This is a genomic window from Streptomyces sp. NPDC045022 (assembly GCF_056432605.1).
The window spans coordinates 205,832-230,191 of the sequence record NZ_JBWKIR010000006.1 but is presented as its reverse complement, the minus strand read 5'-3'; the positions used below and the strand labels follow the sequence as shown (position 1 = coordinate 230,191).

20 protein-coding genes and 1 pseudogene are annotated in these 24,360 nt (G+C 70.8%); 11 read left to right on the top strand and 10 right to left on the bottom strand.

Annotated features, from left to right (window positions below):
• Positions 1-10: 10 nt before the first annotated feature.
• Positions 11-703 (bottom strand): VOC family protein, encoded by a 693-nt coding sequence (locus tag AC07C1_RS14055; protein ID WP_478938923.1) that lies wholly within the window; start codon positions 701-703, stop codon positions 11-13.
• 60 nt (positions 704-763) lie between these two features.
• Positions 764-1,099 carry a hypothetical protein gene (locus tag AC07C1_RS14050; RefSeq protein WP_478938922.1) on the bottom strand — a complete coding sequence of 112 codons (336 nt, stop codon included), beginning with the start codon at positions 1,097-1,099 and terminating at the stop codon, positions 764-766.
• A 354-nt stretch (positions 1,100-1,453) separates the two neighbouring features.
• On the opposite strand from AC07C1_RS14050, the gene AC07C1_RS14045 reads away from it, so the two are divergent.
• Positions 1,454-1,786, top strand: a complete 333-nt coding sequence (locus AC07C1_RS14045; RefSeq protein WP_478938921.1) for a hypothetical protein — start codon at positions 1,454-1,456, stop codon at positions 1,784-1,786.
• A gap of 102 nt (positions 1,787-1,888) precedes the next feature.
• On the opposite strand, the gene AC07C1_RS14040 is transcribed toward AC07C1_RS14045, so the two are convergent.
• Entirely contained in the window at positions 1,889-2,578 is a 690-nt protein-coding gene (locus AC07C1_RS14040) for a GntR family transcriptional regulator (protein ID WP_478938920.1), read from the bottom strand.
• A 122-nt stretch (positions 2,579-2,700) separates the two neighbouring features.
• Here AC07C1_RS14040 and AC07C1_RS14035 point away from each other — a divergent pair, with 122 nt between their 5' ends.
• The 5 genes from AC07C1_RS14035 (at position 2,701) to AC07C1_RS14015 (ending at position 7,617) form a co-directional block, all read left to right on the top strand.
• The gene (locus AC07C1_RS14035) at positions 2,701-4,146 is read left to right on the top strand and encodes an MmgE/PrpD family protein (RefSeq protein WP_478938919.1); all 1,446 of its coding nucleotides are present in this window, start codon (positions 2,701-2,703) and stop codon (positions 4,144-4,146) included.
• A 26-nt stretch (positions 4,147-4,172) separates the two neighbouring features.
• Entirely contained in the window at positions 4,173-5,069 is an 897-nt protein-coding gene (locus AC07C1_RS14030; RefSeq protein ID WP_478938918.1) for an isocitrate lyase/PEP mutase family protein, read from the top strand.
• Entirely contained in the window at positions 5,069-6,322 is a 1,254-nt protein-coding gene (locus tag AC07C1_RS14025; protein ID WP_478938917.1) for a 3-isopropylmalate dehydratase large subunit, read from the top strand. Before AC07C1_RS14030 ends, AC07C1_RS14025 begins: the two co-directional genes overlap by 1 nt.
• On the top strand, positions 6,322-6,840 hold the full coding sequence (locus tag AC07C1_RS14020; protein ID WP_478938916.1) for a LeuD/DmdB family oxidoreductase small subunit: 519 nt from the start codon (positions 6,322-6,324) through the stop codon (positions 6,838-6,840). The genes AC07C1_RS14025 and AC07C1_RS14020 overlap by 1 nt, the downstream gene beginning before the upstream one ends.
• 81 nt (positions 6,841-6,921) lie before the next feature.
• Positions 6,922-7,617 (top strand): MBL fold metallo-hydrolase, encoded by a 696-nt coding sequence (locus tag AC07C1_RS14015; RefSeq protein ID WP_478938915.1) that lies wholly within the window; start codon positions 6,922-6,924, stop codon positions 7,615-7,617.
• Positions 7,618-7,722: 105 nt separating this feature from the next.
• Here AC07C1_RS14015 and AC07C1_RS14010 read toward each other — a convergent pair.
• Positions 7,723-8,127 (bottom strand): annotated as a pseudogene (locus AC07C1_RS14010) (S8 family serine peptidase); the annotation flags it as partial.
• 402 nt (positions 8,128-8,529) lie between these two features.
• Entirely contained in the window at positions 8,530-9,816 is a 1,287-nt protein-coding gene (locus AC07C1_RS14005) for a PAS domain-containing protein (protein WP_478938914.1), read from the bottom strand.
• A 277-nt stretch (positions 9,817-10,093) separates the two neighbouring features.
• Here AC07C1_RS14005 and AC07C1_RS14000 point away from each other — a divergent pair, with 277 nt between their 5' ends.
• The 3 genes from AC07C1_RS14000 to AC07C1_RS13990 are packed head-to-tail and all read left to right on the top strand — an operon-like array spanning position 10,094 to position 14,837.
• Positions 10,094-11,467, top strand: a complete 1,374-nt coding sequence (locus AC07C1_RS14000) for an ATP-grasp domain-containing protein (protein ID WP_478938913.1) — start codon at positions 10,094-10,096, stop codon at positions 11,465-11,467.
• Positions 11,464-13,476 carry a PEP/pyruvate-binding domain-containing protein gene (locus AC07C1_RS13995; RefSeq protein WP_478938912.1) on the top strand — a complete coding sequence of 671 codons (2,013 nt, stop codon included), beginning with the start codon at positions 11,464-11,466 and terminating at the stop codon, positions 13,474-13,476. The genes AC07C1_RS14000 and AC07C1_RS13995 overlap by 4 nt, the downstream gene beginning before the upstream one ends.
• Before the next feature lie 8 nt (positions 13,477-13,484).
• Positions 13,485-14,837 (top strand): MFS transporter, encoded by a 1,353-nt coding sequence (locus AC07C1_RS13990; protein ID WP_478938911.1) that lies wholly within the window; start codon positions 13,485-13,487, stop codon positions 14,835-14,837.
• 42 nt (positions 14,838-14,879) lie between these two features.
• Here AC07C1_RS13990 and msrA read toward each other — a convergent pair whose 3' ends face one another.
• The 4 genes from msrA to AC07C1_RS13970 form a co-directional block, all read right to left on the bottom strand.
• The gene (gene msrA, locus AC07C1_RS13985; RefSeq protein ID WP_478938910.1) at positions 14,880-15,401 is read right to left on the bottom strand and encodes a peptide-methionine (S)-S-oxide reductase MsrA; all 522 of its coding nucleotides are present in this window, start codon (positions 15,399-15,401) and stop codon (positions 14,880-14,882) included.
• 291 nt (positions 15,402-15,692) lie between these two features.
• The gene (locus tag AC07C1_RS13980; RefSeq protein WP_478938909.1) at positions 15,693-17,330 is read right to left on the bottom strand and encodes a sigma-70 family RNA polymerase sigma factor; all 1,638 of its coding nucleotides are present in this window, start codon (positions 17,328-17,330) and stop codon (positions 15,693-15,695) included.
• Positions 17,331-17,424: 94 nt separating this feature from the next.
• The gene (locus AC07C1_RS13975; RefSeq protein WP_478938908.1) at positions 17,425-19,665 is read right to left on the bottom strand and encodes an FUSC family protein; all 2,241 of its coding nucleotides are present in this window, start codon (positions 19,663-19,665) and stop codon (positions 17,425-17,427) included.
• 55 nt (positions 19,666-19,720) lie between these two features.
• Entirely contained in the window at positions 19,721-21,172 is a 1,452-nt protein-coding gene (locus AC07C1_RS13970; RefSeq protein ID WP_478938907.1) for a purine-cytosine permease family protein, read from the bottom strand.
• A 192-nt stretch (positions 21,173-21,364) separates the two neighbouring features.
• Here AC07C1_RS13970 and AC07C1_RS13965 point away from each other — a divergent pair, with 192 nt between their 5' ends.
• The gene (locus AC07C1_RS13965; protein WP_478938906.1) at positions 21,365-21,964 is read left to right on the top strand and encodes a DUF3159 domain-containing protein; all 600 of its coding nucleotides are present in this window, start codon (positions 21,365-21,367) and stop codon (positions 21,962-21,964) included.
• A 1-nt stretch (position 21,965) separates the two neighbouring features.
• Here AC07C1_RS13965 and AC07C1_RS13960 read toward each other — a convergent pair whose 3' ends face one another.
• The gene (locus tag AC07C1_RS13960; protein WP_478938905.1) at positions 21,966-22,898 is read right to left on the bottom strand and encodes a LysR family transcriptional regulator; all 933 of its coding nucleotides are present in this window, start codon (positions 22,896-22,898) and stop codon (positions 21,966-21,968) included.
• Positions 22,899-23,019: 121 nt separating this feature from the next.
• Between AC07C1_RS13960 and AC07C1_RS13955 the strand changes: the two genes are divergently transcribed.
• Complete coding sequence (locus tag AC07C1_RS13955) at positions 23,020-24,267, top strand: MFS transporter (RefSeq protein WP_478938904.1); 1,248 nt, start codon at positions 23,020-23,022, stop codon at positions 24,265-24,267.
• Positions 24,268-24,360: the final 93 nt, after the last annotated feature.

Here is a 24,360-nt window from a genome sequence, read left to right as displayed (position 1 = left end):
GAAGGAAGTTTCAGCCGTCTCGACCCTGCCATGTGGTTATGCAGGCTTCGTTCCCCTCCAGGTCGGCAAGTACCCAGAAAGCGGGGGCACGGGTCGCGGACACAAGCCGGCCTCCAGCCGCCAGTGCGGTCTCGATCCGCCGGGGTGCCTCGTCATGCGGAACACAGATGTCGAAGTGGATGCGATTGCGCTGTGGGCGCGCCCGGTCCATCTGCTGGAACCAGATGGCAGGGCCCTGCCCGACCGGGTCGATGAGCGGATCCTCCGGTCCCTCGGCACCCGCCTCCTCCGTATAGCCCAGCACCGCCTTCCAGAACGGCCGAATCCCGGCGATGTTCAGTGCATCAATCGCAATCTCCACAAGCTGGACGGACCGCAGCGCCCCCGTTCCGATTTCGGGCTCTGTCAGAAGCACGGACCTGTCAGCGGTGGCGGAGATCTGACGCGCGAGTTCGACATCCCGGGTAGTAACCGCTGCGCGGTCCAACGACTGCAGAGTGAAGACGACCCGATCGGGGCGGACATCGACCCGAAGGTGCCGATCGGCGTCGTCGCCGCACACCGCGACAGCGTCCGCCGCCAAGCCCATCGCCTGAGCCAGCGATCTGACCCGGACCGACGTTCGCAAAGTGCCCAGCAAGAAGCGCCACCCGTAGTCCTGGACCGCCTCTGATGCTTCCTGCCGACTCAATATCTGCTCCATGGCCGCATCCTTGCAGCCCCCCGCTGTCAGCCCGCCTGCCGGTACTTCTGAAACAGGCCCCTACTGCACCGGGGCCTGGGCGGCTTGGGCGAAGTGCATGACGGCGGCCTTGGCTCCGGCGGCGACCTCATCGATCAGGGCGGTGCTGCGCGGGTGGGTCGGGTGTTTCATCGCCCAGAGCATCGAGAACTTGATGATCTGGTCGACGTCGCTCGGGCGCAGCAGGATCGCCTGGCCAGTGTGCAGCGGCTCGGGGGACTTGTGCTGCCACAAACGGTAGAAGCGGCCGTCCTCGTCGCTGAAGCCCAGGTGCCGGTCGCCGTGGGGGTTGATCAGACTGGTCGTGAAGGGCAGGTCCTTCGGGCGCGGCTGCCAGGGCTCTTCTCGCTGGCTCAATGTGTCCTCCGTTGGCGTGCGGTGATCACAACAGACCGAGTGTGGCAGTGCTGGTCGGAGACGGGCGGGCTTTCCGGCCAATGCGCCTGTCCTGCACGGGAGTTGCAAACGCCCGGAGCCCCGCACAGTGGGGGCTGCGGATGGATGATGGTGCGGTGTCCGGGTGTGTTGACGGCAGTCCTGGGCACGCCCTTCTTGTTCTTGGTTCCCCCCGTCGTGTCGGTGGCGTCTTCCCGGAACTGGCGTACGGTCCGCCGGGATATCCGGGCGCGGAAGACGACCTCGCTGTCGCTGCGGCCCCAGCCGACCGCTGCGGCGGCCAGCGTCAGGCGCTCGGCACGAATCGTCCACTACATGGCCGTCCTGCCCCTGTCACAGGTGTCCGGCGCCCGGTGGCTCGACGGCGAACCAGCCACCCGTCAGCGGTGGCGCCCCTGGGCACCGCCCGCCGCAACCACCTGGGCAGCGTCCAGCCGTGAACCGATAGGCAATGGATCTGAAGAACGCTTCTACGCGCAGGTCAGAGGGCGCGGACAGGCGCCGGACTCCGAGATCCGCCTGCGCAAGCAGGCCGTCAAACTGAAGGAACTCCGTGCGAAGGACGCCACCGAGCTGGTGCAGCTGCGGACCGACGTCGATCACCTCGTCCGCGCCGTCAACCCCGGGGTCCGCCTCGAAGGAATCTGACCTCCTGCAGCTGCGGGCGCTCCACCGGACATTCCCGTGAACGGCATCCTCCCGGTTTCCTGCGCTCCTCGGCGGCGGCCCGGCAAGAGCGCGGCGAGCGTGCTACCGGACCTCGGGTGAACTGAGCAGCCGGTGGAAGTCGGAGCGCCCCTGCGTGCGGTGCTGGGCCAGCAGCCGCAACGCGAGAGCCGAGTCGCCGTCCTCGAAGGCGGTGACGATGGCGTCGTGCTCGGTGAGGATCGCCTCGATCCGCGTGAGGTCGCCGGAGGCGGCGCCGCGGCGGTAGGACAGGGCGCGGTGGGGCTCCAGGGCCTCCCACAGCTGTCGGATGAAGCGCAGCATCCATTCGTTGTCGCAGCGGGCGAGCAGGGCGAAGTGGAAATCCCTGTTGCCGGAGATCACGCCCTGCACATCGATTCCGGCGACGGCGACCCGCTGGGCGTCCAGGGCGGTACGCATCGCGGTGGTGTCCTCGGGTCGCATCCGGGCCGCCGCGTTCTCCTCGGCCGCGCCCTCCAGGAGCTCCCTGATCCGGAAGATGCCGTCCACGCTCTGCGGGCTCAGTTCGGTGACGGTGTAACCGCGCTGCGGGACATAGGTGACGATCCCTTCCCCGGCCAGCGTCTTGAGGGCCTCGCGGACCGGGATGACGCTCAGCCCCAGCTCCTCGGCGGCCGCGCTCTGGCGGATCGGCGCTCCGGGAGCCAGGTCGCCGCGGACGATGGCGTCGCGGAGTTCGGCCAGGGCCACGGCCTCGGCGGTACGGGGAAGGGAGGTTCGCTTGAGTGCCACCCGCCCATGCTACCCACCGACCCGAGGAAACTAGATGTTATAAATTGTAATCTGGGGCCTCGCGGGAGGCCGAACCGCTCCTTCCGCCCGATCCGGTTCCCACGACTTTGGAGGTGAGCGCGGTGTCCGCACCGACGCCAACGACCACCCGACAGCCCACCGACCCGGCCGGCCCCACGGGGCAGCTGGCCACCTGGCTGACCACCACCTCGCTGGAGCAGATCCCCGACCCGGTGCGGGAGCGGGCCGCACACCTGGTGCTCGACGGCCTGGCCTGCGCGCTGATCGGCGCCCAGCTCCCGTGGTCGCGCACCGCCGTTGAAGCGGTCCTGGGCCTGGAGGGAGCCGGGGACGTGCCGGTGATCGGCTGGGGGCGCACCACCAGCGGCCCGGCAGCCGCCGTACTGAACGGCACGTTCATCCAGGGCTTCGAGCTCGATGACTACTACCCGGCAGCCCCGCTGCACAGCACTTCACTGGTGCTACCGGCGTTGCTGTCGACCGCCTCGCAGCTCCCGTCGGTCACGGGCGCGCAGTTCCTGCGCGCCACGGTCCTGGGCTTCGAGACCGGCACCCGGGTGGGCCTGGCGCTGCACGGCTCGGAAATGCTGTCCCGTGGCTGGCACTCCGGTTCGGTTTTCGGCACGCATGCGGCCGCCGCCGCATCCGGGGCGATGCGCGGCCTGGACGCTGCCGCCTTCGAGGACGCGCTCGGCCTGGCCGCCACACAGTCCGCCGGTCTGATGGCCGCGCAGTACGAGGCGATGTCCAAGCGCATGCACCACGGGCTGGCCTCCCGCAACGGCCTCTACGCCGCCGGGCTCGCCCAGGCCGGATACACCGGCATCAAGAGGGTCTTCGAGCGCCCCTACGGCGGGTTCCTGTCGACCTTCGGCGAAGGCCACAACCCCGACGCCACTCAGATCACCAAGGGCCTGGGCGAGGTGTGGAACACCGAGCAGATCACGGTGAAGGTCCACGCGGCGATGGGCGGGCTCCACCCCGCCATCGACGCCGCCATCGCGATGGCCGATGACCGCACGCTGACTGCCGACGCCATCGACTCCCTCCGCATCGAGGTCCCCGACGCGATCTACCAGCACGGGTGGTGGACCCCGGAACGCCCCCTGACCACCATCGGCGCGCAGATGAACATCGCGTACGCCACCGCCGTCGCCCTCCTGGACGGCCACGTGCGGCCGGAGCAGTTCACGCCGGCCCGGATCGACGCCGACGACGTCTGGCGGCTGATCGGCCGCACCGAGGTGAAGCAGGTCGACGAGTCGCAGGACCCCACCTGGACCCGGCGCGGCTACAACACCCGACTCACGATCACGCTGCGCGGCGGCGAGGTCCTCACCCAGGCCCTCAACCAGCCTCACGGCGGCCCGGACGACGCGCTCACCAACGCCGAAATCCGCGAGAAGTACCGGGCGCTGACCTCGGGCGTCATCGATGCCGACCGGGCCGCGCAGATCGAACGCCTCGTCCTGGACCTCGAAATCCAGCCCGACCTCGGCGGTCTGGTGGAGCTGCTCGCCGCACCCGCCCGCGGCGTCCTCGACTGACCCACAACAACCTGCGAGGAAACCCCATGGCCCCGTCTCAACAGGCAACTCCCACCACCGCGGGTGGCCGGCTGCGCGCGCTGCTCGCCCAGGACGGCCTGATCACCGCCCCGGGCGTCTTCGACGGCCTCTCCGCCCACCTCGTGGCCCACACCGGTTTCCGCGCCGCCTACTTGAGCGGCGCAGGCGTGTCCGTCGCCGGATTCGGCCTGCCCGACATCGGGTTGCTCACCCAGAGCGAGATGAGCGAGCGGGCCCGCATTGTGGTCACCGCACTCGACGGCATCCCGCTGATCGCCGACGCCGACACCGGCTACGGCGCGCCGATGAACGTGGCACGCACGGTGCGCGAGTACGAGAAGGCCGGAGTCGCCGCCCTCCACCTGGAGGATCAGGCATTCCCCAAGAAGTGCGGCCACCTGCCCGACAAGGAGCTCGTCTCCCCCAGGGAGTTCACCGACAAGCTGGACGCCGCGCTCCAGGCCCGCACCGACGACGACCTGGTGATCATCGCCCGTACCGACGCCCGCGGACCGCTGGGCATCGACGAGGCGATCGACCGCGCGGGCCGCTACGCGGCAGCGGGCGCCGACGTCCTCTTCGTCGAAGCCCCTCAGAACGCCGGGGAGATCGAGAGGATCGCCGCCGAGGTGGACGCCCCGCTGCTGATCAACATGGTGCAGGGCGGCCTCACCCCGGACACCGCACCCGACCGGCTCGCCGAGCTCGGCTTCCGGATCGCCATCCACCCCGGCGCCCTGCTCGCCGCCTACTTCCTGCACGGGCTGGAGGCTCTGGGCCGCATGGGCGGCACCATGCCCGAGGCCGCCCCCGGCCCGCAGGGCCTGTTCGAACTCGTCGGCTTGCGCGAGTGGTCCGCGATCGCCGAACGCTACCGCGACCACACCAAGGACGGTGCCTGATGGGCATGACCATGATGGAGAAGATCCTCGCCCGCAAAGCCGGCGTGGATCAGGTCAGTGCCGGTGACACGTTGGTCTGCGACGTCGACATGACCGTGATGATCGACCTGCAGTTCGCCACCAGCTGGGTCCAGCCCCTGAAGATCAACGACCCGGACAAGGTCGCGGTCATCATGGACCACGCCGTGCCGGCCCCCAACGTGCACGACGCGATCGGAGGCACGTATGCCCGCGCCTTCGCCCGGGACTTCCGCATAGAGAAGTTCTACGACGTCGGCCGCCACGGCATCTGCCACCAGGTCATCGCTGAGAACGGCCTCGCCCGCCCCGGCGAGATCCTCGCCTGCACCGACTCCCACACCTGCGCGGGCGGCGCCTACAACACGGCCGCCCGCGGTCTCGGCCCGGCGGAGGTGTACGCGATCCTGTGCACCGGCAAGACCTGGTTCCAGGCCGCACCCACCGTCCGCTACGAATTCACCGGCACCAAGCCGGCCGCCGTCTCCGGCAAGGACATCTTCCTGTACATCGCCGGCACCTACGGCGACGCCACCAACCACAACCTCGAATACGGCGGACCGGGCCTCGCCTCCATCCCCATGAACGACCGGCGCACCATCGCCACCCAGGGCGCCGAGATCTCCGCAGACTTCTCCACCTTCCCCATCGACGACCTCGCCCGCGACTTCCTCGCCGCACACGGAGCACCCCCCGGCTCCTACACGGCGGCCGATCCGGACCCTGACGCCGCCTACGCCGCCGTACGCAGCGTGGGCCTCTCGTCGCTGGAGCCCTACATCGCCCGCCCCGGCACCGTCAGCCACAACTCGCTGCCGATATCAGCGATCGAGAAGCGTCCGGTCAACCAGTGCTTCATCGGGTCCTGCGCCAACGGACAACTCGAGGACCTCAAGATCGCCGCAGACATCGTGCGTGGCCGCACCGTCGCGCCGGGAGTACGGCTGCTGATCACCCCAGCCTCCCAGGAGGTCTACAAGGAGGCCATGCGCGCCGGCTACCTCCAGGACCTCGCCGACGCCGGCGCGGTGGTCACCAACTCCACCTGCGGCGCCTGCTTCGGCTACCACATGGGCCTGCTCGCCCCCGGTGAGGTCTGCCTGACCTCCTCCACCCGCAACTTCACCGGCCGCATGGGCAGCACCGACGCCCAGATCTACATGGCCTCCCCCGCCACCGTCGCCGCCTCCGCCCTCACCGGCCACGTCACCGACCCGCGAGGGGAACTCAGCTGATGGACACCCTCATCACCGGACGCGTCTGGGTAGTCGGCGACTCCGTCACCACCGACGCCATGTACCCCGCCTTCGCCATGAAACTGCCCGTGCCCGAAGCCGCACGCCACATCTTCTACGAGCTGCGCCCGGGATGGACCGACGAGGTCGAGGCAGGCGACATCCTTGTGGCGGGCCGCAACTTCGGCCTCGGCTCGTCCCGCCCCGTCGCCGCGCTCTTCCGTGAACTGGGCATCGCCGCACTGATCGCGGAGGAGTTCAACTCCCTGTTCCTGCGCAACTGCATCAACCACGGCCTGCCCGCCCTGACCGTCCCCGGCGCCACCGAGGCGTTCGCCGACGGCGACACCGCACGCCTCGACTTCGCCGAAGGCTGGGCCGAGAACACCGCGTCCGGAACCCGCCTGAACGCAGGCGCACTGCCGCCCCTGGTCCTCGACATCCTCGCCAACGGCGGCATCCTGCCCAAACTCGCCCGCGAAGGCTACATACCCCTCCCGGCCGCACGCGGCCACTGAGGCGGAGCCGGGGCGGTTTCGAAGCTGCCCCGGCACCGCCCCCCATCAAGGACTGCACCCGCCACGATTCAAGGACCTCTCATGCACAGCCAGCTCGCCCCCGGCGTCACCCGGATCGCCACCAGCAAACGTGACAACGCCTTCCTCATCGAGGGCGACGACGGCCTCACCCTCATCGATGTCGGCTGGGCCAAAGCCCCCGGCATACTTCTCCACACGGTCGCCGACCTGGGCCGCAAACCCTCCGACATCCGCCGCGTCATCCTCACCCACGCCCACCCCGATCACGTACAGGGCGCCGCCGAACTCCGCCGCCACACCGGCGCAGACATCCTCATCCACGACGCCGACCGCGCCTGGCTGGAAGCCGGACGCGTCCCGGCCCAAGGACGCTCCGGCGCCATCGGCCGCTTCATCGACCACCTGCCCAGACTCCACTGGACCCCCACCACCGCCGACGGCACCGTCTCCGACGGAGAAGTAGTGGAAGGCAGCGACGGGCTGCGCGTCATCCACACCCCCGGCCACTCACCCGGCCACATCGTGCTGATGCACGAACCGAGCCGGACCATCCTCATGGGAGACGCGGCCTTCAACCGCGGCAAACTCGCCATCGGCCCCGCCGCACTCGCCGCCGACCCCGACCTGCGACCCGGCAGCCTGGCCCGCATCCCCCACAACCTCAAGGCAGTCGGCTTCGCCCACGGCACCCCCCTGACCGGCAGTGAAGTGCACACCTTCCAGCAGTTCCGCCAGCAACACCACAAGGAATGTTGAGCCCGGATGCCGAAGCACCGCGCCAGGATGACCTCACTCGTTCGGGTGGGAACCGGAGGCGATCCGGCCCTTTTGGGTCATGCCGTCGACAGGCTGTGTCGATACCTACTCGGTCGCCTTCAGCAGCTTGTGGGCCGTTCCGCTGCTCGGGTTGGTGATCTTGCCACTGGTCGCGCCGCCGGTCAGCGCGGACGCGACCTGAGCCGGAGCGGCGTCCGGGTGCCCGGCCAGGTAGACGGCGGCGGCTCCGGTGACGTGGGGGGTGGCCATCGAGGTGCCGGAGATCGTCTTGGTCCCCTGGTCGCTGTCGTTCCAGTCGGAGGTGATGTCCGAGCCCGGCGCGTAGATGTCCACCACGGAGCCGAAGTTGGAGAAGTCCGACTGGGCGTCGTCCTTCGTGCTGGAAGCGACCGTGATGGCCTCGGGGACCCGGGCCGGTGAGCTGTGTCCCGCGTCCGCAGACTCGTTGCCGGCGGCGACCGCGAACGTGACGCCCGAGGCGATGGCCTTGGGCGGCGGGCGACACGTACAGGGCGGTGCCGGCGACGGTGGCGGCGGCCGCGATCGCGGTGACGGTCCTGGCCCTGCCTGTGCGTTTGTGATGCGCCGTCAAGAGGGGTCTCCTCGTCGTGTGGGGGGATTCGCGCGAGCAGCGAAGTCCTGCTCGCGGTCTGGAGCGTGCCGCCTTGTCGCGAGCAGATCAATTCCCAGGCTGGCCGTGAGGCCCCAGGAGGGGTGATCTCCACAGGACTTACGCAGGCACGAGGCAACCCGAAAGCAAACGCTCAGCACGTGACGCTGGTTGAATCTCCAAGGAGCGGTCCGGAATTATCCGTGCCGATCTCTTCACCGGCCGTTCACCCGCGCGCCGGTGTCCGGGGGCCTGATCGCTCGGGGGCCGGGCTCGGCGGATCAGACCGGACTCAGCGGATGTGCTGCCGTGGTGGAGCGCGGCGGCCACGCCTGCGGGGAGAGGATGCCGAGCACATAGGCGCGGGCGATCAGCGCCGGGCGGGTGGCGGCGTCCAGGAGGTCGCGCAGGCGGCTGAGGTGGTAGTCCACCGTCTGCCGCGAGAGACGCAGCGTTCCCGCGATGTCCGCGTTGCTGCGTCCGGCGGCCAGCAGGGCGAGTATCCGCACCTGGGTGGCCGTCAGGGGCGGCTGTGCCGCATGGCGCAGGCCCACCTGTGTGAGGACCGCCCACACACTGGACACGCGGCCCGACGTGCGGCACACGACGCTCAGATGCACCCGGGCCCGGCGCTGCCAGCTTTCCCCGTCGACGAGCACGGCGGAGGCACGGGCGCTGCGGCGCCGGCCGCCGACGAGGTCGCCCCAGATCCGGTGCAGAGCGCTGCGTTCGGGTGTCCTCGCCAGCAGGCTGTCGGCCGGCAGCCCGATGAGGTCGGAAAGGCGGACACGCAGGAGTTCGGCGACCGCGGTGCCGGCCTCCCCCACCCGTCCGTCCGGGGACAGACGGACGCAGGGCAGCCCGCTGTGGTCACGCAGGGCCCGTAAGTCCTCTTCGGCCCGGCGGCGCTGGTCCAGCACCTGGGTGTAGTCGGTGACGTCGACGTAGATACCGGCCACACAGCGTTCCGTGCCCCAGCGGACGGGGAAGCGGTAGCCCGCGGCATGCCCGGAGGATCCGTCGGCACGCCGGTAGGTGAGGGTGTGCCGTACGGATCTGCCGCGCGTCAGGATGTCCTGGTCCAGGGCGAGGAACCGGGTGACGTCGTCGGGGCCGTCGAGGTCGGTGAGGTGGCGGCCGATCACGGCGTCGCGCGTGGTGCCGTACAGGTGGGCATAGGCGTGATTGGCCCACAGGTAGCGGCCGGTGGCGTCCCGTACGAATGCCGCGGCCGGCGTGAGGTCGGCGAAGGAGGCATACGGACTCACCTCCGGCCGGCCCGCCACCTCGACCGCCACTCCCCGGCTGCCGTGCCGGTCCGGGCCCTCATCGCGGGCCGGCCAGTTCACGTCGAAGATCCGGCCCTCGAAGCACGCCTGATAGGGACCGGCGCCGGGGGAACCGGACGGGTCGTCGCGATCGGCGCGGAGAGCCTCCAGGAAGCGGCGGGCGGTGCGCTCGTCGTCGAACGCACCGCCCCCGCTGTCGACCATTCTCAGTCCGCCGTCGGCCTCCCACCAGGACACCGGAAGGGACGCGAGCAATGCCTTGAAATCGGACTCGTTCACGGCCCAACTCCTTCAATCTTCCATCACATTACTTTGAGTAACACTTCATGCGTATCCCGTGGCGCCGCAGGCATGCGGGGCGGCCCGGCGCCGCACCCCCGCGCGCCCGACGGGCACTAGCGCATCACCGGACCTTCACATGGCGGCAACGGCGCGCACCAGTTGGGCATTTGCCTGAGCGGTTCGCGCATCGGTGCCCCTCGGACGGGAGCCGGGGCTGGTTCGCTTGAAGGAGACGGCGAAACGTTCACCGGGACATCAGAGGAGTTGGGTATTCGTGAGCAAGGTGCTGTACGTGCATGCCAAGGGTGGGCCCCCGGCGGGGTACGCCCTGACGCGGGTGGCCGCGAGGGCCGCGGTGCACCTGCTGGCACTCAGCGAACTGCCCGCCGCCGTGGCGGCGGACGCCGGACGACGATGCGCCTCGGTCGTCACGGCCCCCGACGCGCAGGGACGCGACCTCGTCGGGCTCATCACCGCCCGAGCCCGCGAAGTGGGCGCGGACGCGGTCATCACCTTCTCGGAGTACGCGGTGGTCGCGGTCGCCGAGGCATCCCGGCGGCTCGGGCTGCGGGGGGCCGGGCCCGCCGCCGCGCTCGCCCGTGACAAGCGGCTGATGCGCGCCGCCTGGGAGCGCCGTGGCATACCGCAGCCCCGGTTCCGCGCCGTCACGACCGCCGCCGAACTGGAGTGCGCCGCCACCGAGTTGTCCTTCCCGCTGCTGCTGAAGGCCGCTTGGAGCGCCGGTTCGACCGCGCACCAGATCATCGAGGCGCCCGGCGACGTGCGGGACGCCTGGCAGCGGTCGCGCGCGGTGATGGCGGAGTCGGCGCTGCTCGGGTTCGCGGAGCTGCACGTGGCCGGTGCCTGCGAGGACTTCATCGTGGAGGAGATCGTCAGCGGATGTGCCGAGGAGTGGTTCGACGGCTCCGGCTGGGGTGACTACGTCAGTGTCGAGGGCGTGGTCGCCGACGGTGTCTTCCGTCCGGTCTGCCTGAGCGGACGGATGCCGACGGTGGCGCCGTTCACCGAGCGGGCCGGCATCACCCCGGCCGCGCTCGGGAGCGAGGCCCAGAGCAGGATCGTGGAGCTGGCCCGGCGTTCCGTGGACGCCCTGGGGCTGGAGGACTGCGGCACCCACACCGAGATCAAGCTGGGTGCGGACGGCCGCATGTGGGTGATCGAGACGGCCGCACGGTTCGGCGGCGCGATGACGGTGCCGCAGATCGAGGAGGTCTTCGGGCTCGACCTGGTCGGTATGTTCACCGACCAGCTGCTCGGCGGTTGCCCCGCCTGGCCCGCGGACGCGTTGACGTCGGAGGACGCCGAGGGCGCGGCCGGGTCCCTGGTGGTCCTCGCCGTGCACGGTGACGGCTCCCCCTGGCTCCGGCGCCACCGGTGGGACTCCGCGGCCGTGGTCCGTTCCGCCCCGGTCGGCTCGGGCAGCACGCTCTCCGTCGTCCGCGAGAGCTCCCTGCCGGACGGCGCCCCCGTGCCGGTCTACGACCCTGCCGCCGGCGCCAACACCATGGCGGGACTGTGCCTGTTGTCGGCCGACCGGCCGCAGGCCGTGGTCCGCGACTTCGCCGCTCTGGTGGACGCCCTGCCGCGGATCCTGCCCACGGACGTCACCGAGGGGGCCCGGGCATGACCCTCGCACTGAACGAGGCGGGCATGCCCGACGCCTCCGGCGACCGCACCGTCGTCGGCGCCAACCTGTCGCTGCCGCTGTTCCGCGCCCTGTCCGGGGTGCTGGCCGGGCACCCGTACCTCAAGGTCGTGGTGGACCGTGCCGAGCACACCTGGCATCTGCTCGACACCCGGGTGCACCCCTTCCACGTCAACTACATCGCGACCCGGATTCTCGGCCTAACGCTGGACGAACTGGACGCGGAACTCGACGCGTTCAACGCCTCCGTGTACATGGCTCCCGAACGCCGGTTCCTGCTGGGCGTGCTGTCCCTGCACACCGACGAGGAGGCCGACGGCTCCGAACGGCCCTTCCTCGTACTGGAGACGACCGAGGCGGACACCATGCACGCCGCACTGCTGGAGGAGTTCTACCTCTACGTGCGGGGCAGGGTGGACGGGCGCCTGCCGCTGCTGCTGAAGCCCGCCAACCACGCACAGGAACACGAGCTGGCCTCGGTCGGCGAGGTGCGCGTACCACGCATCCTCAGTCACGAACTGTTCGGCAACCGGACCCGCACCTGCCTGAACCCGGGCGATGCCGAGGGACGGCTGCGCTACTTCCGCAGCACGGCGGAGTACCGGAGCGCCGCAGCGGAACTCGACTGGTCGGACATCGTCGCGATGCCCTGTCTGCCCGACGACGTGCCCCGGATCGCCGGGTTCATCAACACGGTCCCCATCACTCCGCTCTCGCACACCAACGTCCTCGCCTCGGGCTGGGGCATCCCCAACGCGATCGTCCGCGACCTCGACGCCCTTGTTCGGCGGGACGGCCTCGACGGCGCGTGGGTGCGCTACCGGGTGCGGGAAGACGCCATCACCCTGGAGCGGCTGGCCCACGCACCGGCTCTGCGGCGGCCTGCCTGGCACCAGCAGCGCATCCGCATCGAGACACCACTGCTGGAGGACGCGCCGGTCCTGGCGCTGCACCGGCTGCGGCGCGCCGACCGCGACAGCTACGGCACCAAGGCGGCCCACCTCGGGGAACTGCACCACGTCCTGGACAGCCGCACGGCGGACCTGACGACGTTCTACGCACGTCCGCGGCCGCCGCGACCCGATCTGCTGGCGCATCTCGCCACCCGGCTCGGTGAGCCGGGCGCGTCGCCGGAACGGCTGCGGGCCGCGGCGGCCGAACGCGTGGCGGAGACGGTCCGGGCCCCCGAGGGGGCGGCGCTGCCGTTCCGGCTGCATCATCTCTTCCTGATCTCGTCACCCGCCCTGCAACAGGGCATCGGCAAGCTGAAGATGGCGCTCGAACTCGAAGCGTTCGACATGATCGACTCGCTGTCCCTGAACCTTCAGCACCTGATGCGCGCCACGCCGATGCCCGACGAGGTGGCGCGGGCGATCACCGGGTCCGTGGCGGGGCTGACGGCCGACGGACGCCGCCTGGTGGTGCGCTCTTCCTCCAACGCCGAGGACCTGCCCGGCTTCTCCGCCGCCGGGATCTACGACTCGGTCACCACGGTGCGTGGCCCGGAGCAACTCATGGACGCCGTACGGCAGGTGTGGGCGTCGCTGCTGTCACCGCGCAGCGTGCGCCTGCGGCACCAGGTCGGCATCTCCCTGGACGACACCTACATGGGCGTGATCGTCCAGGAGTATGTGCCGGCCGGCCTCGGGGGTGTGCTGGTGACCTGCAATCCGACCCGTCGCGAGGACTTCCGCAACGTGTACCTCAACTGCACGCCCGGCTCGCCCGAGCGGGTGGTCGACGGCACGGTCCTGCCGCATCAGTACCTCTACAACACCGTCGAAGGCGGCGGGCGCACGGTAGACGTCGGCTCGTCGGGCGAGGACCTTGCGGCCGGGACACGCGCGTCGCTGGGCCGACTGGCTCTGGTGGGACGTCTGTTGCAGTCGCACTTCAGTGCGGGCGACCCGGACGAGGCCCTGGACATCGAGTGGCTCATGACCGCGGAGGGGGCCTTCCATCTGGTGCAGGTCCGCCCCTACGCCCGGTGAGGCGCCGTATGCCCTCTCTTCGGCGCCCTTCCCGCGGGCCGGTTCCGGCTCCGGCCGCGCGGCGCATCATCCGCCTCAACAACGGTTTCCAGCTGTTGTTCAACCTGCTGTGGTGGATGCCCGTCTTCTACGCCTACCAGCGCGACGCGGGCCTGTCCGACGGCCAGATCTTCGGCATCCAGAGCATCTACTACACCGCCTTCTGCCTGTTCGAGATACCGACCGGAGTCGTCGCCGACCGCATCGGTGCCCGCAACTGTCTGCGTGCGGGGGCGGTGGTCATGACGGCGGCGAACATGGCGCCGGTACTGGCCCCGTCGTACACGGGTTTCCTCGTGCACTTCCTCGCCATCGCCGCCGGACGGTCCCTCACGTCGGGCGCGGCGAGCGCCTACCTCTACGACGGGTTGCGCGCCGAGGGGGCGGACGCCCACTACCTGCGGGCGGAGGGTACGGCGCGCGCCCTCGGGCTCGCCGCCAAGGTCGTCTGCTGGCCGCTCGTCGGGCCGCTGATGACGCTGGCCCCGCAGACGCCGTACGTGCTCAGTGCGGCGAGCGCGGCCGGTTCCCTCGGCTGCGCACTGGCACTGCCGCGGCTGGTGGCGCACGGCTCGGACACCCGGCCGCGCGCCCCCGCGCGGCGGAGCGGATCCCTCCTGCGGGACACCGGCGCCGCTTGGCGCACGCTTCGGTCCTCACCGTGGCTGGCCCTGCTGATGGTGCAGGGGGTGGCGGTCTTCACGTTGTCCCGGATCTGCCAGGTCAACCTGTTCCAGCCGGTGCTGCTGGAGCACGGCATCGGGGAGGGCGCGCACGGCGGCGTGCTCGCGGCGATGACGGTCGCGGAGGCGGTGGCCTCGGCCCGCCCGCAGTGGCTGGGACGCCGGCTGCCACCCGCGGTGTGGGTGTCCCTGCTGAGCGTGGCGCTCGCCGCCACCCTCGCGGGCACCGCCGTCGGCGGGCCCTGGGCCGTGGTCGGGCTGTTGTGTGGGTTCGCCGCGATCACCGGGTTCGTCTATCCGGTGCAGCGCAAGCTCGTCAACGACGCCATCCCGGCGGACGCTCCGCGGGCCACGCTGCTCTCGGTGGAGAGCATCGTGGACCGCGGCGTCTGCGCGGTGGCCGCCGTCGCCGCGGGCGCCTACCTGGCGGCGGGCCGCCTCGACGCACTGCTGTGGCAGAGTGCAGCGGTCACCTGCGTGCTCATACCGGCGCTTCATCTGGGGCTGCACCGCATGACGCCGGAACGGGTCCCGCCCAAGGGACGGGGCACCGACACCGGCCACCGCGATGCCGGGGTGCGGTCGCCGGACGAGCCCGTTCCGCTGCCCGTCGACGAGGGCGCGGCGCCACGTCCCTGAGCCGGGCCCGGCGGCCGGAGCCGTGCCGAAGGTGCGCCGGGCTCAGTTCGTCGTGGACGGGGCTCGGCGCGGCAGCTTCCAGTTCGGCCGCGGGAAGTGGCAGGTGTAGCCGTCGGGGTAGCGCTCCAGGTAGTCCTGGTGCTCGGGCTCCGCCTCCCAGAAGTCGCCCACGGGTTCGACCTCCGTGACCACCTTCCCCGGCCACAGGCCGCTCGCCTCGACATCCGCGATGGTGTCCACGGCGACGCGGTGCTGCTCCTCGTCGGCGTAGTAGACGGCGGACCGGTAGCTGCGCCCGAGGTCGTTGCCCTGACGGTCCTTCGTGGTCGGATCGTGGATCTGGAAGAAGAACTCGAGGATGTCGCGGTAGCTGGTGGCCGTGGGATCGAAGAGGATCTCGATGGCCTCGGCGTGGTCGCCGTGATTGCGGTACGTGGCGTTCGGGGTGTCACCGCCGCTGTAGCCGACGCGTGTGGACACGACGCCCGGCTGCCTGCGGATCAGGTCCTGCATGCCCCAGAAACAACCGCCCGCCAGTACGGCTCGCTCGGTTCCCACTGTCATCGGTCGCTCCCTCACGCTCGAGCCCGGCGCGGTCGTCGACGTGCCGGTTACACGGTCACCCAGCCTATTACCGCCCGCGGGCAACCGGCCAACGGCCCCTGCGGGACGCGGCGCCGGCGGAATCGCCCGCACTCGGCAGTGCCCCCGCGGCGATCGGGGGGGGCGAGGACCCGGCCGTTACGGGCGGCGTCCGCCGACGTCACCCGAGGACACTCACCGTCGTGGGCGTGATGGCGGCTCAGGGGCGCGGTGGCTCAGCCGGACCGCGCCGGGGCCACTGCCGGGGCGGCGTCACAGCTCGGCGCCGAAGTCCTGCGTCCACCAGGGGCCGCCCGCGCCCTTGTGGACGCCCACGCCGATGTCCTTGAAGGAGCAGTTGAGGATGTTCGCGCGGTGGCCGGGACTGTTCATCCAGGAGTCCATCACGGCTCCCGCGCTCTGCTGGCCCTGAGCTATGTTCTCCCCCTCCGTGGACCAGCGGTAGCCCGCCGCGGTGATGCGCTGTCCGGGGTCGGCACCGTCCGGGTTGGTGTGGTCGAAGAAGGTGCGGGCGGCCATGTCGTCCGAGTGGCTCTGTGCCGCCTTCTCCAGTTGCGGGTCCTCGCTGACCGGAGCGCAGCCGACGGCCGCCCTCTCCTTGTTCACCAGCGCGACCACCTGCCCGACGGTGTCCGCCGGGGCCGTCCGCGCCTGCGGTGTACCGGACGGGACCGGAGCCGGCCGGGCCGGCTGCCGGGGAGGTGGGGTGCTCTTCCTGGCGGGGGCCGGGGTCCTGGATGCGGTCGCCTTCTTCGACGTGGAGGCGGACGGCGACACCGACGGCCGGGGTGACGGCACGGTCGGGACGGCGCTGGGTGCCGAGAGGTCCACCAGGGGGGCGGCTGCGGTCCGCTCGGCGGTCGTGCCCTCGGTACCGGTCCCGGAATCGGTGCCGAAGTACCAGAGGCCACCGCCCGCCACGCAGGCCGCGACGACGGCACCGCTCACGGCCCGGCGCCGGACGCGCCGGCGCCGGCGGGACTCACTGCGGGAAGCAGTCCTGCGCCGAGTGGCGCGCTGCCCGGTTCCCGGGCCGGAGCCGGGATGGCCGCCGGAGGTGCCGGGCCGGGTCGCGGAAGCGGCCAGGGCCGGCCGGCCGGAGGTGGAGCGCACGCTCGCGAGCAGTGCGGACGACACCGCGACCAGCGCCAGACCGGCCAGCAGCCCCTCCGCGGGCATCAGTCCGCTCCACAGTCCGGAGCAGCGAGCACAGCCGCGGGCGTGCCGGGCTATTCGCTTGCGCCACAGCGCCGAGGGCCTGCCGTCCCAGGAGGCGAGCACGACCCTGAGATCCTCGCAGAGCGGACGCGCGTCGAGCGCCCGTACCACCACGCGGGCCGCCTCCAGCTGTGCCTTCATCCGCTGCACCCGGACCGCCGTGTGCCGAGGTGGCAGATCCAGGGCGGCCGCGACCTCGGCCCGGGTCAGCTCGCCGGCACATTCCAGCCACCACAGCGACAGCAGTCCCCGGTCGTCCGGCTCCAGCCAGCGCGTGGCGCGCGCGGTCTCCTGGCGCTGCCCGGACAGCTGGAGCCGCACCACCGTCAGGTCGACGAAGTCGGCGCCCGGGTCGGCCAGGTCCTCGGCCTCCTCCACCGCGCCCGGGGCGGACTGCCGGCCCTGCCAGTGCGCGCGGACCTGGTTCATCGCGATCGCCACGAGCCAGGAGCGGAACCGCTCGGGAGTCCGCAGGCCGCCCAGCCCGTCCAGGGCGCGCAACATGGTCTCCTGCACCACGTCGTCGACGTCCACCGAGCCGTTCAGAGCCCGCCCCACGATGTTGTAGACAAGCGGAAGATACGCGCTGACCAGGGCGTCCTGAGCCTGCGTGTCACCCTCCCGGGCAGCGGTCACCAGTGCCGCCGTCTCCCCGGCGTGCTGTGTACCCATCAATGCTTCCTGTCCTCGACGCCGAACGATTGTGTCCGATGCTTGGGAGACCGCTCGGTGCGCCCCGGATAACACTTGTTGGGGAAACGGATGGTCACCGGCGAGGTGTTGTCCGCGTATGGCCGTGGGCCGGCTTCGGCTCCGAGCCGGCCTCACGCGGGGCCCCGCCGTGCGCGATACGGGTCAGATCGGTCAGCAGTGAGTCCAGCCATGACACGGTCGCGTAGTACAGCCGGGGCGCGTTGTGCGGCTCCGTGCCGAATCCCGCGAGGTCCGGATCGATGAGCGGCAACCGCGCGGTCGGGGTGTCGTCCCCGGGGTCCAGGGCCGCCGAGACCAGCAGCATCCGCCCGGCCACCCGCTCCCCCAGCCCGGCGACCGACTCGGCCGCCGCCGGGCCGAGCCCGCTCAGCGGCGGCTCCAGCAACCGGTCGGCCCCCCACAGGGTGTGGTGCCCCGCGATCAGGGTCGCCTGCCAGTCCACGCCGGGCAGCGCCACGCCGCGTGCCCTGCCCCCGAAGAATGTCGGCTCACTCTGGTACTGGGCGTACGCGGACTCCGCGAGGACGACCGCACGTCGCAGCGACCGATGACCGGGCACCCCGGGCGGAGCGGCCACGGCGCCGCCTTCCGCGACCGAGGCACTGGTCGCCACGACGATCTCGGCTGCCCTGCGCAGGAGTTCCGCCGCCGTGTGACGCAGCTCGTCGTGGGCCCCCCGGGGCCAGGCCAGCAGACCGAAGACGGCGCCGATCAGGCTGCCGACCAGCACGTCCAGCATCCTGACCTCCGCCAGCCGCCACGTCGGCGGCGCCAGCTGGGCGAAGACCAGCGCCACGAGCACGGTGAACATGCCCTGGGCCCAGCCCACACCTCTGACCGGGCCCACCGTGAAGGCGACCAGCATCCATACCGGCAGCACGGCGGCGTACACCGCCGCGTCGGTTCCGACGACGGTCAGTATCCCCGCGGTCAGCAGGGCGCCGGCCAGTGTGCCCGTGAGCGCCAGGCGGACGGCGCTCCAGGTCTGGTCCATGGTGGTCCGGGTGAGGGTGAGGGTCGCCAGCATGGCCCAGAACCCGTGGGGCAACGTGTCCACCCCGGCCACGAGCCGGGCCGCCGTCAGGGCCAGGGCTATGCGCACCGCGTTCTGGAAGAAGACCGACCGTCGCCCGGCATGGCCGCGCATGCGGTGCCACCACAGGAGCGGGGCCCAGGTCCTGGCGTACCAGAAGCGGCCGGGAGGCACCTGCACCGAGGCGTGCCGGCCTTCAACCGCCAGATCGGCCGCCGTGCCCATGGCCAGCGCGGCGTCGGCGATCTCCAGCACGGCTGCGTGCCGGCGCAGCACGGCGGGCGGAATGCCGGACACGGGAGCGGTGCCGTCGGCGGAGACCGAGCCGGAAGTCCGGGTGGGGGCGGGGCCCGCGGACGAGGCCGAGAGGTGGGCGCGGGCCATGACCAGCTCCTCCTGCGCCGCCACCGGGGATGTCCCCGCGTGCAGGCAGGTTCCGGTCGCCGTGGCCAGTCGCGCCACGGCGTGCAGTACGGCGGCCGCTTCGGGTCCGGGACCCTCCGCCGGCACGGCGGGCAGTCGGGCCAGCCGGCTGAGCAGGGTTCGGGTGGCGAGACCGGTGTGCGCGAGGGCGCGCGCGCGTGCCCCCGGCCCCGCCGGACGCTCCGCCTCGGGCACGGTCAGGAGCCGCAGTGTCTGGCCGGCCTCGTGCGCCGCCCGGATGTCCGTCGCGGTCAGGGCGTACGGGGGCGCGGCGAGGAGCGTCGCGCAGTGCGCGACGGTCCCCGCTGCCCGGGCGGCCCGCTCCCGGTACGGCGGCGGGCCCGGCTCGGGAAAGATCAGCACCTCGGCGGCGACGAACAGGACCAGCCCGGTGGTCGTCCCGATCAGCCGCTCGCCGAGCGAGGCGGGATCGTACGGCGGGAAGGACGGCAGGATGTACAGGAGTTGCAGGCCCGGCGCCGCCCCCGCCGCGCGGGGTCCGCCGACGGCGGCGAAGGCCAGGGAGAATCCGACCACCAGCATGCCGAGGACCGCGCTCCACGTCCGCACCGAGAGACTGGTGCCGATGGCCACCAGCGCCCAGCACACGGGCAGCAGGCGGGACACCAGCGCGGCACGCTGCCGCCCGGTGCCCGGGATCCTGGAGAGTCCGCCCAGTGCCACGACGGCGAACAGAGCGTAGGTCCCCGCGACAGGGCGGTCGAGGCCGTAGCGGAAGAGATAGAACCCGGCTGCGGCGACCAGCGTCACGGGTACCGCCCGGCGGCCCGCGGCGGCGTAGGCCGCCGGTATCCGGCCGGCTGGGACACCCCGCACCCCTACAGAATCCCCCACCACGGCGCGCCCGGCACCTTCCCATCCGGCACCTCGTTCAGGGCTCGCGGTGCTCGTGCGCCGCACGCTCCAGTTCCTGCTCCTCCGCCTGGGCCAGGCGGGTCTCGGCCGCCACGTCGATCGAGCGGGTCAGCCACCAGTACAGCAACGCGGACACCGGCAGTCCGAGGAACAGGGAGATGTCGGCTCCGCCGAGCGCCTTGGCCGCGGGCCCGACGTACAGGGTGCCCACGGAGAAGAACGGGATCATGACGGCGAAGCCGACCAGGTACGCGATGATGCCGTGCCAGCCCCAGCGGCCGTAGATGCCGTGCGGCTTGAAGATCTCGGCGATGGCGTAGTGCCCGCGGCGCACCACGTAGTAGTCCATGAGGTTCACGGCGGTCCACGGGATGAACAGGTAGAGCACCAGCAGCAGGAAGTTGCTGAAGTTCGTCAGGAAGTCGGAGGTCGCGGACAGCGCGCCGATCAGGGAGAGTGCCGCGGTCAGCCCGATCGTCAGCAGTCGTACGCCGAGCGTCGGCCGTACCCGCTTGAACGAGTCGATGGCACTGATGAGTGTCAGCGACCCGCCGTACATGTTCAGCGCGGTGACGGATATCAGGCCGAGCGCGGCGAACAGGAGCACGATCACGCCGAATCCGCTGAACACCTTGTCACCGGCGGCGTTGATGGAAGCGATGGTGTCGAAGTCCTTCCCGGCCCAGGCGGCGAGCAGCGTCCCGAGCACCATCAGCCAGATGCCGCCGAGCGCGGAGCCGAAGTACGTCCAGTAGAACGTCTTGCGGACGGTGACGTCCGGCGGGAGATAGCGGGAGTAGTCCGAGACGTAGATGGCCCAGCTGATCTGGTAGCCGGCGACCACGCCGAACTGGGCCAGGAACGGCGTCCACTTGAAGCCGCCGAGGTCGAAGGAGCCGGCCGGGTAGTGCAGGGTGACCAGGACGCCGACGGTGAAGATCCCGAAGACGACCAGGAAGGTGTAGGTCAGGAAGCGCTCGGCCTTGTGGATGATGTCGTAGCCCACCAGCGCGATGACGAGCGCGATGACGGTGACGACGACCACCCACAGCTTGACGCCGCCGTGCAGCGTGGTGTGCAGGGATTCGGCGGCGAGGATGCTGTTGAAGACGTTGAACCCCGCGTACTGCACATAGGCGAAGAGCCACACCAGCAGGGCACCGACGTAGCCGAACTGCGGCCGCGACTGGATCATCTGCGGCAGGCCCAGCTGGGGGCCCTGAGCCGAGTGGAAGGCCATGAAGAAGGTGCCGATGACGGTGCCGGAGACGATGGCCAGCAGGGACCAGATGAGGTTGCCGCCCTCGGTGATGCTGATCAGCCCCACCGCCAGGGTGGCGATCTGGGCGTTCGACATGAACCACAGAGGGCCCAGATGCCAGAGCTTGCCGTGGCGCTCGTCGAGGGGGACATAGTCGATGGACCGGACCTCCAGGCCGGACACCCTTGGTTCCGCTGAAGTGCTCATGACGCCTCCCGAAGCCGGTCCGCCTCCTCTGGGACACATTGTTCTCCCGCGTGGACATGCTGACGAGTGCGGAGGAGCGTGATGTCGCGTCGCGCGGTGCGCCAGGTGCGGCATGCGGTCGGCGGCGGCCCACGGCATGATGGGACGAGGGGATGCAGGGACACAGTCGCTACATCTGATGGGAGAGCTGCCATGGCGCAGCAGTCGGCGACGAAGGCCCCGGCCAAACAGCCTGTCGACACGGGCAGCGTGTTCTTCGCGTTCGCGCCCTGGATCATCTTCGGGGTGGTCGCCAGCCCCAGCACCTGGGAGTACGCGGCCCTCGCGGCACTGATCGCCTCGCTCCTGCTGTCGGGGCAGGACCTGCTCCACAGAAAGCTCCGCGTCCTCGACCTCACCGGCATCGTCTTCTTCGCCGTGCTCTCGGTCCTCGCCCTGGTCCTGGACCGCGGCCGGCTCGTCTGGCTCGAGACGTACGCCCAGGTCATCGCCAACGGGCTGGTGGCCGTCGTGGCCCTCGGGTCGCTGCTCATCGACCCCTTCACCGCCCAGTACGCCCGGGAGTCGACTCCCCGGAACCTCTGGGACTCGCCCGTCTTCAAGCACATCAACCGGGTACTCACAGCGCTGTGGGGCGTGGCCTTCGCCCTGATGACGCTCTCGACCTGGCTGGCCATCCGCCACCCGTCCCAGAGCGACTGGTTCAACTGGGTCATCCCCATCGCACTGCTGGTGTGCGCGATCAAGTTCACCCAGCGCTACCCCGACGCCTACAAGGCACGGGTCACCTAGCCTAGGGCCTCGTCGCCCAGGACGGACGCCAGGCCGTCTCGGGGAGCGGTGCCAGGCTTGCCAAGTGGTTGATGATCGGCCGGAGTCCCGGGTGCGGATTCGATCTGGGCAGCATGAGGGAGAGCGGGTAGGCGAGCGTCGGGTTCACGATCGGGATGCGGCGCAGGTCGTGGTTGGTCGGCCAGATGTAGCGGTCGCGCGCGCCGACGAGGGTGGCCACGTCGGCGGAGTCGGCGAGGGCGTCGAGGAGTACCTCGTTACCGAAGTTCGGGCCTGCCGCGTCGATGCGGAGGTCGAAGTCGGTGGCGAGCTGATCGTAGAACTCCGCCCATTCGCTCCGGGGTGCGATACCCGGCACCCAGATCCGAAGCTTGCGCAGCTGGGGTGGTGTCAGTGTGCGTGCGGAGGCGAGCGGATGCCTGGGGCCGACGAGGAGTTCCAGCGGGGAGTCGAAGGCGTGGATCATTCGCACGTCGGGCGGCAGCGTGGCCGGATCGGTGACGGTGCGGAACGAGGCGTCGATATCGCCTGCCTGAACGGCGGCGGCCACCACGTGAGGGTCGTTGACCCTGAGGGTCACCACGTCGAGGTCGGTTTCGGGATGCGACCGCCAATAGTCGTGCAGCACGACGGCCTGCGCGCTTCGCAGGCCGAGGACGTCGATCCGAAGGGCCCGCGAGCCCGGCCTGACCGCGGTGACGGCGCGATCGACGCCCGCGACGATACTCCGTGCGTGCGGCAGGAACGCCTGACCGTCGAGCGTCAGCTCGACCCCGCGGGCGGTACGGGCGAACAGGCGGACCTCGAGCTCGCGCTCCAGGGCGGCGATCCGCTTCGAGACCGCCTGCTGTGTCACGCCCAGCTCGTCGGCAGCGTGGCGCAACTGTCCCAGCTCGGCCGCCCGGACGAACGATCGCACTGCCTCGGTGTCCATGGGTCCACCTTAGGCACGCCCAACTGATCGTTGTGGCTCGCCTGAAGGCGGTTGTTTGCCCTGCTCCCTCGGAGCCGATGTGATGCGGGGACCCAAACGTCGGTTGTCGCTGAGGAGTCATGTGCGCGGGGAACTGGGGTCCGGTTTCGGCTGGCTGTGGTCGGCCTACGCCGTCAGTACGTACGGCACGTGGACGGCCTTCGGAGCGTTCCCGCTCATCGCGGTCCGAGTTCTGCACTCGCCGGCATTCGCGGTTTCGCTGCTGGATGCGGCCGGGCTTGCCGTCGCGGCGATCGTCGCGTTCCCGCTCGGGCCGTGGGTCGAGCACCGGGCCAAGCGTCCGGTGATGATCGTGATGGACTTGGCCCGGTTCCTCGCGATGGCGAGTGTTCCGGTCGCGTACTTCCTCGGCCTACTGTCCTACGGCCAGCTGCTGGTCGTCTCGGTCGTCTCCGGGACCGCAAGCATCGCCTTCACCGCCGCGTCCGGCGCGTACCTGAAACACCTCGTCCACAGCGATCATCTCCTTGCCGCGAACGGGAGGTTCGAGGGCACGAGCTGGGTGGCGACCGCGGCCGGCCCGCCTCTCGGCGGCGCGCTCATCGGGCTGCTCGGCCCGGTCATCACGGTCATGGCCGACGCCTTCAGTTACCTGCTGTCCGCGCTCGCGGTACTCCGCATCCGCGGAGGCGACGTCGCGGCACCCCGCGAGCCGGCCACCAGGTCGCGCGGAGCCGGCCTTCTCGGCGGCTGGCGGTTCATCCTCCACGACCGCGTACTACGCCGCCTGTTCCTCAACTCGATCCTGGTCGGCGGCCTGATCATGGCCACCGTTCCGCTCCTGGCCGTACTCCTGCTGGGCGAGTACCACTTCCCGGCCTGGCGATACGGTCTCGCCTTCGGCATCCCGGCACTCGGCGGCTTCGTGGGCGCCCGCCTCAGCGCACGCCTCGTGAGGCGTTACGGCCGGCACCGGGTCATGACCGTCTCCGGCCGGCTGCGAGCACTCTTCCCGCTCGGTCTCGCGTTCATCCGTCCCGGCGTCCCCGGACTCCTCACCGTGATCATCGTCGAGGGCCTGCTGATCACCTGCATGGGCGTCTTCAACCCCGTCTACGCCACGGAACGCCTGCGACGGACTCCCGCGGACCATGCCGCCCAGGTCCTCAGCGCCTGGAGTGTCAGCAGCAAACTCGTACAGGCCACGCTCACGGTGGTCTGGGGCATCCTCGCCACACTCACCAGCCCCCTCGCCGCGATCACCACTTCCGGCGTTCTACTGCTCGCCACCCCGCTCCTGCTGCCCGGACGGACACCCCGGTTCGCCCCCGAGTCCGCCGTGCCGGCCGAAGACGTCCCGGCCGCATGACTCCCCGCACCACCCCGGTCACCCCGGAAGACGCCGCAGGCTCATCGAGCGGAGTCGCACCCGCCCGGACGCGCGTGGTGCCCCGTGACGGGG

What these genes read in the sequence shown, in the direction of transcription:
- AC07C1_RS14045 (WP_478938921.1), top strand. Translation starts at nt 1,454, where the DNA reads ATGGCCGTCCTGCCCCTGTCACAGGTGTCCGGCGCCCGGTGGCTCGAC.
- AC07C1_RS13960 (WP_478938905.1), bottom strand. Translation starts at nt 22,898, where the DNA reads ATGGACACCGAGGCAGTGCGATCGTTCGTCCGGGCGGCCGAGCTGGGA.
- AC07C1_RS14025 (WP_478938917.1), top strand. Translation starts at nt 5,069, where the DNA reads ATGGGCATGACCATGATGGAGAAGATCCTCGCCCGCAAAGCCGGCGTG.
- AC07C1_RS13995 (WP_478938912.1), top strand. Translation starts at nt 11,464, where the DNA reads ATGACCCTCGCACTGAACGAGGCGGGCATGCCCGACGCCTCCGGCGAC.
- AC07C1_RS13990 (WP_478938911.1), top strand. Translation starts at nt 13,485, where the DNA reads ATGCCCTCTCTTCGGCGCCCTTCCCGCGGGCCGGTTCCGGCTCCGGCC.
- msrA (WP_478938910.1), bottom strand. Translation starts at nt 15,401, where the DNA reads ATGACAGTGGGAACCGAGCGAGCCGTACTGGCGGGCGGTTGTTTCTGG.
- AC07C1_RS14020 (WP_478938916.1), top strand. Translation starts at nt 6,322, where the DNA reads ATGGACACCCTCATCACCGGACGCGTCTGGGTAGTCGGCGACTCCGTC.
- AC07C1_RS14030 (WP_478938918.1), top strand. Translation starts at nt 4,173, where the DNA reads ATGGCCCCGTCTCAACAGGCAACTCCCACCACCGCGGGTGGCCGGCTG.
- AC07C1_RS14015 (WP_478938915.1), top strand. Translation starts at nt 6,922, where the DNA reads ATGCACAGCCAGCTCGCCCCCGGCGTCACCCGGATCGCCACCAGCAAA.
- AC07C1_RS14055 (WP_478938923.1), bottom strand. Translation starts at nt 703, where the DNA reads ATGGAGCAGATATTGAGTCGGCAGGAAGCATCAGAGGCGGTCCAGGAC.
- AC07C1_RS13980 (WP_478938909.1), bottom strand. Translation starts at nt 17,330, where the DNA reads ATGGGTACACAGCACGCCGGGGAGACGGCGGCACTGGTGACCGCTGCC.
- AC07C1_RS13965 (WP_478938906.1), top strand. Translation starts at nt 21,365, where the DNA reads ATGGCGCAGCAGTCGGCGACGAAGGCCCCGGCCAAACAGCCTGTCGAC.
- AC07C1_RS13970 (WP_478938907.1), bottom strand. Translation starts at nt 21,172, where the DNA reads ATGAGCACTTCAGCGGAACCAAGGGTGTCCGGCCTGGAGGTCCGGTCC.